Annotated in this window: 8 protein-coding genes; 4 read left to right on the top strand and 4 right to left on the bottom strand. The window is 45.0% G+C overall.

All coding sequences use genetic code 11. The features are described from left to right. Window positions 1-77: 77 nt before the first annotated feature. Complete coding sequence (locus QUB64_RS30570) at window positions 78-341, top strand: hypothetical protein (RefSeq protein WP_333277877.1); 264 nt, start codon at window positions 78-80, stop codon at window positions 339-341. Window positions 342-366: 25 nt separating this feature from the next. After that, on the top strand, window positions 367-573 hold the full coding sequence (locus QUB64_RS30565) for a hypothetical protein (protein WP_333277875.1): 207 nt from the start codon (window positions 367-369) through the stop codon (window positions 571-573). Between the two features lie 240 nt (window positions 574-813). Here the strand turns inward: QUB64_RS30565 and QUB64_RS30560 are convergent, their stop codons facing one another. Then, window positions 814-2,013: a calcium-binding protein gene (locus QUB64_RS30560; RefSeq protein WP_333277873.1), complete on the bottom strand. Its 1,200-nt coding sequence runs from the start codon at window positions 2,011-2,013 to the stop codon at window positions 814-816. Window positions 2,014-2,509: 496 nt separating this feature from the next. Here QUB64_RS30560 and tnpA point away from each other — a divergent pair, with 496 nt between their 5' ends. Both tnpA and QUB64_RS30550 read left to right on the top strand, forming a co-directional pair. Continuing rightward, window positions 2,510-2,908, top strand: a complete 399-nt coding sequence (gene tnpA, locus QUB64_RS30555; protein ID WP_333277871.1) for an IS200/IS605 family transposase — start codon at window positions 2,510-2,512, stop codon at window positions 2,906-2,908. A 49-nt stretch (window positions 2,909-2,957) separates the two neighbouring features. After that, entirely contained in the window at window positions 2,958-4,199 is a 1,242-nt protein-coding gene (locus tag QUB64_RS30550) for an RNA-guided endonuclease InsQ/TnpB family protein (protein ID WP_333277928.1), read from the top strand. A gap of 369 nt (window positions 4,200-4,568) precedes the next feature. Here the strand turns inward: QUB64_RS30550 and QUB64_RS30545 are convergent, their stop codons facing one another. From QUB64_RS30545 to QUB64_RS30535, 3 genes are all read right to left on the bottom strand, one after another. Then, window positions 4,569-5,771 (bottom strand): aminotransferase class V-fold PLP-dependent enzyme, encoded by a 1,203-nt coding sequence (locus QUB64_RS30545; RefSeq protein WP_333277869.1) that lies wholly within the window; start codon window positions 5,769-5,771, stop codon window positions 4,569-4,571. A gap of 63 nt (window positions 5,772-5,834) precedes the next feature. Further along, window positions 5,835-6,440 (bottom strand): molybdenum cofactor guanylyltransferase, encoded by a 606-nt coding sequence (locus tag QUB64_RS30540; protein WP_333277867.1) that lies wholly within the window; start codon window positions 6,438-6,440, stop codon window positions 5,835-5,837. 182 nt (window positions 6,441-6,622) lie between these two features. Continuing rightward, entirely contained in the window at window positions 6,623-7,687 is a 1,065-nt protein-coding gene (locus QUB64_RS30535; RefSeq protein WP_333277865.1) for an anthranilate phosphoribosyltransferase family protein, read from the bottom strand. Window positions 7,688-7,800 lie beyond the last annotated feature (113 nt).

Here is a 7,800-nt window from a genome sequence, read left to right as displayed (position 1 = left end):
AAGAGTTGCTCCTAATCGAGCAACTTTTAGATTGAGCTGCTGCGGGTAAAGTTCTCAAGTTAAAATATCTAAAAGCCATGATTATTTCCGACCTCGATTATTTGGACTCCATGCCCGAAACATCTGCTATGTATTTAAATGGCAGTGGTGCTGTAGCAATTTCTGGATTTTTGGCAACTGCCTCTGGTATGTCAGCCTACACTGGTACTGTTCTTAATAATCTCGTAATTAACCGCCCTTCTGGTTCCTTTGCTATCAGTTCTGCTAATGTTATTTCCATAGCATCTGGGGGCACTGTTTTCGCTAGTGCTTCTGCTTCTTCAATATCTTCAGTTGGTTAATACAGTTATTGTAGAGTTTTCTGATATGAAACGCACTAGAATTTTCAACCACCGGATAGTTTCGCCTCATGGAAAGGCGATCGCACAAGTCCAAAGCATGGTCAGTGCATCTGGCGACGAGCAAGCGAAAATCAGTCAATCAGTCACAGTCAAAATTTCTCGCGATGGCTCTTGTAGCAGCAGTTCATCCTCGATTTCGGGGTCGGTCTCGGTTTCAGTTTCTAGTAGTTAGCGGGCGTTGCGAAACCGTCGCACCAAACGGGGATTGATATCAAATCCGGTAGCATCGGAATTATATAGTGCTGTCCCCGCTCGCGACCCAAATCGCGAGCGGGGACAGCACTGATAGATACCATCCAAATATATAATTCCGATGCTACCGGAAACGATATGACAGCGATAAAAATGTCGGGCATCCTAGCTGAGGATGCCCTCCTTTTTGCTTGTTAATTTCATTATTTTTGATTCATTTTTAACCAAACATGAAATTCTTGGCACTGAGTTTAGTTGATTTCACATCTTCCAAGAGAATTTTTCCACCAGAACTCGAACTTAACAGAGTACCATCTTTGGTATCGCTGATCTGGAATGGTGATGTCGCGCTCCGCCCTAACAAATCTGAGGCATTAATCGTACCCCATCCCTGCAATCCAATCCGATCTTGATCGGCTTTGAAGTTCTTGATAATATCTAACTCCCCTGTGAGGAAGCTATCGCCATTCTGGAAAAGAAAGAGATCGTTGCCCTGATTACCGCTCATCACATCATTGCCAATACCACCAACCAGGATATCACTGCCATCACCGCCAATGAGGGTATCATTACCATCACTACCATAAAGTTTATCATTTCCGTCACCACCGTTCAAGTAATCATTACCTGAACCGCCTTCCAGGATATCATCGCCTCCTTGTCCATAGATTTGATCGTCTCCCAGGCTGCCATATATTTTGTCTGCGCCGTTGGTTCCATTTAGTTGACGATCGCCATCTTCGCCTTTGGTTTTCTTCCCGTCTGCGTTTTGAGTTCCGTCTATTTTATCATTCCAGATTGTGCCATAGATGACATCTGAACCCAGTTTACCGATGAAAGTATCCTGCAAAAATTTACTGTCACTGGTATTCACTTCGGCTATGGTTATGTTGGTATCGCGGTTAAACTGCCTCCGATAATTGCCAGTAGCCTCGCCTGTGAGAAAATCTTTGCCATTGTTACCATTAATATCATTGGTTTTCTTTTGATTGGTAATGGTCACCAGGCCGCTCGAACCCAAATTCAGATCGCCGATGTGTTCAGAAGTGATTAAATTCCCGTTCATGCCAAAATAATCTAATACTTTCGGCTTTTTGGCATCGGAGGTGTCTAACACAACGAAAGAGGTTTTTCCCTTAGCCTGGTTATATTCTGCCTGGGGATTTTCAATTTCTTTGGCTTCTAGCTGTAAGCCAGCGGCAAAATCGAAAGAGAAGGTTTGATTCTTGCCGACCGAAAAATTAGCAATCACTTTAGCTGAGCTGCTAGAACTTCCCTGAGCTGCTCCACCAAGACCAATTACAGCACTGTCAGTAAACAGGACAGAGAAAGTTGGGTCATTGCTAAAAACAGCTTGGGCATCAGCAATAGCAGTAGATACCCCACTTTTGACTAAAGTTTCTGTCTCGGAGTTAGTCAAAGTTCCTGAAGCAGGTTGACTATAGTTGTAAAAAACCGCCCCTCCTTGAGCGCTAGCATAGTTAGGATTAGGATTGGAAATTGGAGAAATTGCTTGCAGAAATAGAGTATTCGGCATGATATTATGTGTTGGTAATTTCCCACGATTAAGTTTTAATCATAAATTAATAAATTGGGATTGTGTTGCCATTATGGCAATAATTTTTCAGGGAGATGACCGGAAACTGGCAAAGCGACATCAGTATCAACCCGGTACAAAATTGTCACCCGTTTCCCATCGAGAAGGATTGGCCCGACTCACCTTCACAAGCTGAAGCGGCACATTCCAAACCCCCGACGGCAAAAACCGCATCGGGTTCCTTTGACCAAAAAACGAGACGCAAGCCCCTGGCTTTAGACATGGGGATAAGTCGGTAGCGGTTTCAACCGCCTTGAATATTTAAAAAACTTAATACATAACCATTGCAGTATATAACCTTGTGCTGTATAACTGTGATATGGATATCAAATACAAGTCCAATAAAAATATCACGTACTCTTGTAAATACCATATCGTGTGGTGTCCCAAGTATCGTCGCAAGGTTTTGATTGAAGGAGTTGATATTCGCCTGAAGGAAATATTGTCAGAGGTTGTAACTGAGTTTAAAGGCGAATTGATTGAAATGGAAGTGATGCCAGATCATGTCCACCTTTTAGTCGAATGCGATCCTCAATTTGGGATTGCCAAACTCATTCGGTACATGAAAGGACGCTCATCTCGATATCTCCGCCAAGAATTTCCTTGGCTAAAAAGTCGATTGCCAACGCTGTGGACTAACAGCTACTTTATTTCAACTGTCGGCGGTGCGCCTATTTCAGTAGTTAAGCAGTATATTGAGAATCAAAAAAATGTCTAGTTATGGATGCCAGCAGAATCTCATCAGCCCAGATCGAGCTTGAAAAAGTATCCTAGAGTTTGTTTGTGAAGAATCAAATAAGTTAGCTAATTGTGGAATCTACTACTCTCGGCAATTGTATTTCAAGACAGGAAAATTTCCAAGTAAAGCCACTTTGCACAGGCTGATGAAAGACAATCTCCACTTCAAAGCCTTATACTCTCACGTAGCTCAACAGACTTTAACGAGTGTCGCAGAGTCATTCCAATCCTATATTGGACTACTCAAAGGTATTAAAAATGGCACAGTAACGCAATGCCCTAAACTACCCGGATACCGCAAAAATAGCCTCAAGCTGGTTACGTTTCCCAAGGCGGACGTAAAGTTAAAGAACGGGCAATTGAGGTTTCCACTAGGAAGTAAGGTTAAACTATGGTTTGGAGTTAGTGAATTCTATTTGCCAATGCCGTCAAATTTAGACTACGGCCAAATCCGAGAAATTCGCATCTTACCAAGGAATGGGCAATTCTACGCTGAATTTGTCTACAAGATTCTGTCGGTAGCAGTTGAGCTAGATACCAGTAAAGCGCTAGGAATCGATCCCGGATTGAATAATTGGCTAACCTGTGTTTCCAATGTGGGAACCAGCTCGATCGTAGATGGCAAGCATCTCAAATCATTAAACCAGTGGTATAACAAGCGAGTTGCAACAATCAAAGAGTATCGACCTCAAGGCTTTTGGTCTAAACGATTGGCTAGGATTACGGAGAAACGAAATAGGCAAGTTAGGGATGCCGTGAACAAAGCAGCTAGATTAGTATTGAATCACTGCCTGCAAAACCAAATAGGCACTGTCGTATTTGGTGGGAACAAAGGAATGAGACAATCAATCAATCTTGGGAGTAAAACAAACCAAGGTTTAGTTCAAATTCCTACCGCCAGATTAAAGGATAGAATCTCTCAACTTTGTGAACAATATGGGATTGAGTTCGTTGAAACGGAGGAGAGTTATACCAGTAAGGCAAGTTTCCTAGATGCTGATGTGCTACCTAAATTCGGTGAAAAACCCGAAGGGTGGAAAGCATCTGGAAAGCGTATAAAGCGCGGTTTGTATCGCTCAAAAGATGGAATCAAAATTAATGCAGACTGCAACGGTGCTGCATTAATTTTGAGAAAAGTAGCGACAACTTTAAGGCTATGTCTGGAAGGAGTCAGTAGAGGCGCATTGATTTCGCCTTTGAAAGTTCGCATTTGGACTCTTCAAGAATCCCCGTCCCGGAGCGGGCTGGGGAGTATCAAGGATCACTGCTGATGAGGACTGAAGTCCTGACTAGGAATTTACAGCAGATTGCTGTTTTATGAAGTACACCCCAGAAACCCGGAAGGGCTCGCACGGGGACACGGCTGTCCGATCGAAACTGGTTTCTTTATAGTTCACTTACCTGACAAGTGCTGTAAGTCTTTGCTGCGTCAATATTCTCCCAATCCCACAAAAATGGTTGATACATTAATTGCTGTCGCACTCGATTTAATAAACCGTTAACATCTCAAAAACTGGGAAAGCTAAATGCTGCTACTGTCATCTATAAGTTTGCTATCTCCCGCTGAAGTTCCTCACTACAAAAGCGGGGGAAAGGACTGAAGTCCTCACTACTAACCTTTGAATGTTTTTAGTTGGGTGTTAGGGTTTTTTAAGGGAATCTCCCGCTGAAATTCCTGTTAGCTCAACTAGCGCCTTAGCCAAATATTCATACTGCGGCAAACTATTGTAAAATTGAGCTGAAATCCTCACCAATCGCTTGCTAGAATCCGGCCAAGGAATCACCGGAACTTCTATTTTAAAAATCTCCCATAGCGCCTCTTGCAAAGGTGGAATTCCTCCCTTTGTAACCGCATCAGACTTTTCATCGGCAAGGGGTACAACAGCCATCGCACCGACCATTTCATCGGGACAAGGCAGTGGCAAATCTAATTTATCTGCCAATATCTGTCTCGCAGCCAATGCTAAAGCCTGATTTTTTGCCATCAATTCTGGCCAGCCGCCGCTCCACAAAGAACTCATAAAATCAATAGCGACAGGGACGCACAAATAGGGACTCGGATCGACTGTTCCCATCCAATCAAATTCTAGTTGAAAGCGCGATTTATCAGCGCGCGGCGAGTTGGCGCCGTGACTGATGGTAGTTGGCCGAATGGCATCTTGTTTGTCGCGCCGCACGTACAAAAAGGCGGCACCTTTGGGCGCGCACAGCCATTTGTGGCAATTTCCTGTGTAGTAAGCTGCGCCAATTTCTTCTAAATTCAGCGCTACCATTCCCGGCGCGTGTGCTCCGTCTACCAATACATCGATGCCGCGATTAGCTAATTCGCCGACTAACTGTTTGATGGGAAAGATTAAACCTGTTTGGCTGACTATGTGGTCTAGTAAGGCTAATTTTGTTTGCGGGGAAACGCACTTAATTATTGCTTCAATAATTTGTTCGGGCGATTCTATGGGAAATGGTACTTCTGCTACTATTACTTTAGCGCCTGTGCGCTGTGCTATAAAATCAAGTGTGTTGCGGCAGGCGTTGTATTCCTGATTTGTGGTTAGCAATTCGTCGCCTGGAGCAAAAAAGAGCGATCGCAAAACGGCATTGACTCCAGTGGTAGCATTCGGCACAAACGCCAATTCTTCCTCGCCCGCACCGATAAATGCGGCTAACTGATTTCTGGCATTATCTAACAGCGGCTCAAATTCTCGCATTAAAAAGCGCAATGGTTCTCTTTCCAGTTGTTCTCGAAAACTGGTTTGCGCTTCCAGTACGGGAATCGGACAGGCCCCAAAGGAGCCGTGGTTGAGAAATGTGATTTCGCGATCGAGTAACCAATATTCGTTAATCATTAGTCATTAGTAATTAGTCATTAGTCATTGGTCATTGGTCACTGGTCATTGGTCAGTCAATTGTCAACCGTTACCTATTTTACCTTTTAATTGCTCAAACTCTTCTAATGTATTGCAATTCGATAACATTAGTGCTTCTCGTTCCCCTAGGGGTAAAGGGATTGCCTGGATTTGATTTAACCATAGTTGAAATGAACGTTCTCCTTTGTCAATAAAACTTTGCAAACTGGACAGAGATTGTTGGCGGTAGAAGCCGCACAAAGGCTCCCAGCGCGAATTTTGATAGGGCACAACTGCTAAGGTAGATGGGGGAACGGCTGTTAGCTGAATCGCCCAATTCTGGATAATCTGGGCATCTAATAAGGGTAAATCGCAAGCTAACAGTAAAATCCAGTCTGTGGCAATTTCTGTCAATCCCTGGGTTAATGCGACTAAGGGCCCTGTGCCCGGATTGTACTCTACCAGAAATTGGGATTTTTGGGTTATGGTCGATCGATAGCGATCGGGCCAAGCAGTCAAAACATACACTTGTGGCGTTAGGGCTGCTGCAACCTCGCACGCCCGCTGCAACAGGCTTTTACCCTCTATTTCTAGCAGGGCTTTATCGGTGCCCATCCGCGAACTTTGACCGCCTGCGAGGACAATTACTGCAATTTTTTGATTGGGCATTGGGCATTGGGCATTGGGCATTGGGCATTGGTCATTAGTCATTAGTTATTAGTCATTTTAGACTGAGCGAAGTCGAAGGCTAGTCATTAGTCATTAGTCATTAGTCATCAGTCATTGGTGACACAGAATAACTTTTTATCGTTGTAGGGTGCGGGATGAGCGGCACACTTGATTAGTCGTTGTTAATTCAAAGCACTAACGGCTTTACTGACTTCCTCAAGTTTTTGCACGACTTGACCGCTGCTTAATAAGGTTTCTGCCTCAATTAAACCGGAGTCCATATCCAAACAAACTCCGCTGCGCCACAGATAAAATCCGCCGTTCCAGATGGCAGATTGCATCAATTCTGAGGGTTTTCCTAGCAATACTTCCTGCATTTGTTTGAATAACTCAGATGCTGATTCAAAGGCCGGATTTGTGCTGCTAAAACCGTAGTCTCCGTGGGCTAAAAGGACTCGCTCGAACTCGGCCCCTGGCTTAGCAATGCCGATAATTGCAGTCCGATCGCGCGGCAAGTCGCAACTGCCCTCCAATCCTTTGACTGTGGTATAATTTTTGACTCCCCGCAACTCAAAGGCTGCTTGAAACATACCTTCTGTAGGCGGGTGCACGTAGCCGGAGATGACGTTAACGTCGCCGGCGCAGGGACACCACATCAACTCCATTGTCGAAAAAGGTGGCCGTTTGCCGATTTCGCGGCGGTAGGGTACTAAACTCGCGGCTTGAGGAAAATGCTTGGGAAGGTAAACAAAACCTAAACCGGTACTGTCAAAAACTTGCTGGACTTTTTCTAAACTAAGTTTTCTCCAGTCAACTCCTAAACCTCGCCAAATTTCAATCAGGGGAATGCCTTCTTTTGTTGGCATGATATCGCCCCCGTGCATGACGGTTGGGACGCCAGAGGCGACTAATATTAGAGCTGTTAAAGGGCTAATTGGAGCGGTGCGCGATCGCCCGTCGTAAGCCACGCCAAATACGGCGACGCTAGAAACTGCAAACCCTTTTTCTCGGTTTGGAGGGGCGAGCATCGGCCCCAATTCTTCGTAAGCATCGAGCATTCCGGCTAATTCTTCGCCGGTGGGCCGTTTGATGCGGTGGGAAATCATGAAAGCTCCGATTTGAGCTGGTGTTGCTTCTCCCAGCAGCATCATCCGCGTGGCTGCTGCTGCTTGCGATCGAGTTAAGTTTTCTCCTGTGTGTACTCCGCTGCCAATTTTTCGCAGCAATTCTCTAAATGCGTCACTCATAATTATTGAAGTTGGTAGTTGTCATTGGGCATGGGGCATTGGGCATGGGGCATGGGGCATGGGGCATGGGGCATGGGGCATGGGGCATGGGGCATGGGGCATGGGGCATGGGG

The organism is Microcoleus sp. Aus8_D2 (genome assembly GCF_036702665.1).
GTDB lineage: Bacteria > Cyanobacteriota > Cyanobacteriia > Cyanobacteriales > Microcoleaceae > Microcoleus.
Note: the sequence above shows the minus strand (reverse complement) of the source record. Positions and strands in the feature narration are given on the sequence as shown.

Bases quoted from the DNA above. Each gene is read 5' to 3' on its own strand.
- QUB64_RS30570 (WP_333277877.1), top strand. From the start codon at position 78: ATGATTATTTCCGACCTCGATTATTTGGACTCCATGCCCGAAACATCT.
- QUB64_RS30565 (WP_333277875.1), top strand. From the start codon at position 367: ATGAAACGCACTAGAATTTTCAACCACCGGATAGTTTCGCCTCATGGA.
- tnpA (WP_333277871.1), top strand. From the start codon at position 2,510: ATGGATATCAAATACAAGTCCAATAAAAATATCACGTACTCTTGTAAA.
- QUB64_RS30545 (WP_333277869.1), bottom strand. From the start codon at position 5,771: ATGATTAACGAATATTGGTTACTCGATCGCGAAATCACATTTCTCAAC.
- QUB64_RS30540 (WP_333277867.1), bottom strand. From the start codon at position 6,440: ATGCCCAATCAAAAAATTGCAGTAATTGTCCTCGCAGGCGGTCAAAGT.
- QUB64_RS30535 (WP_333277865.1), bottom strand. From the start codon at position 7,687: ATGAGTGACGCATTTAGAGAATTGCTGCGAAAAATTGGCAGCGGAGTA.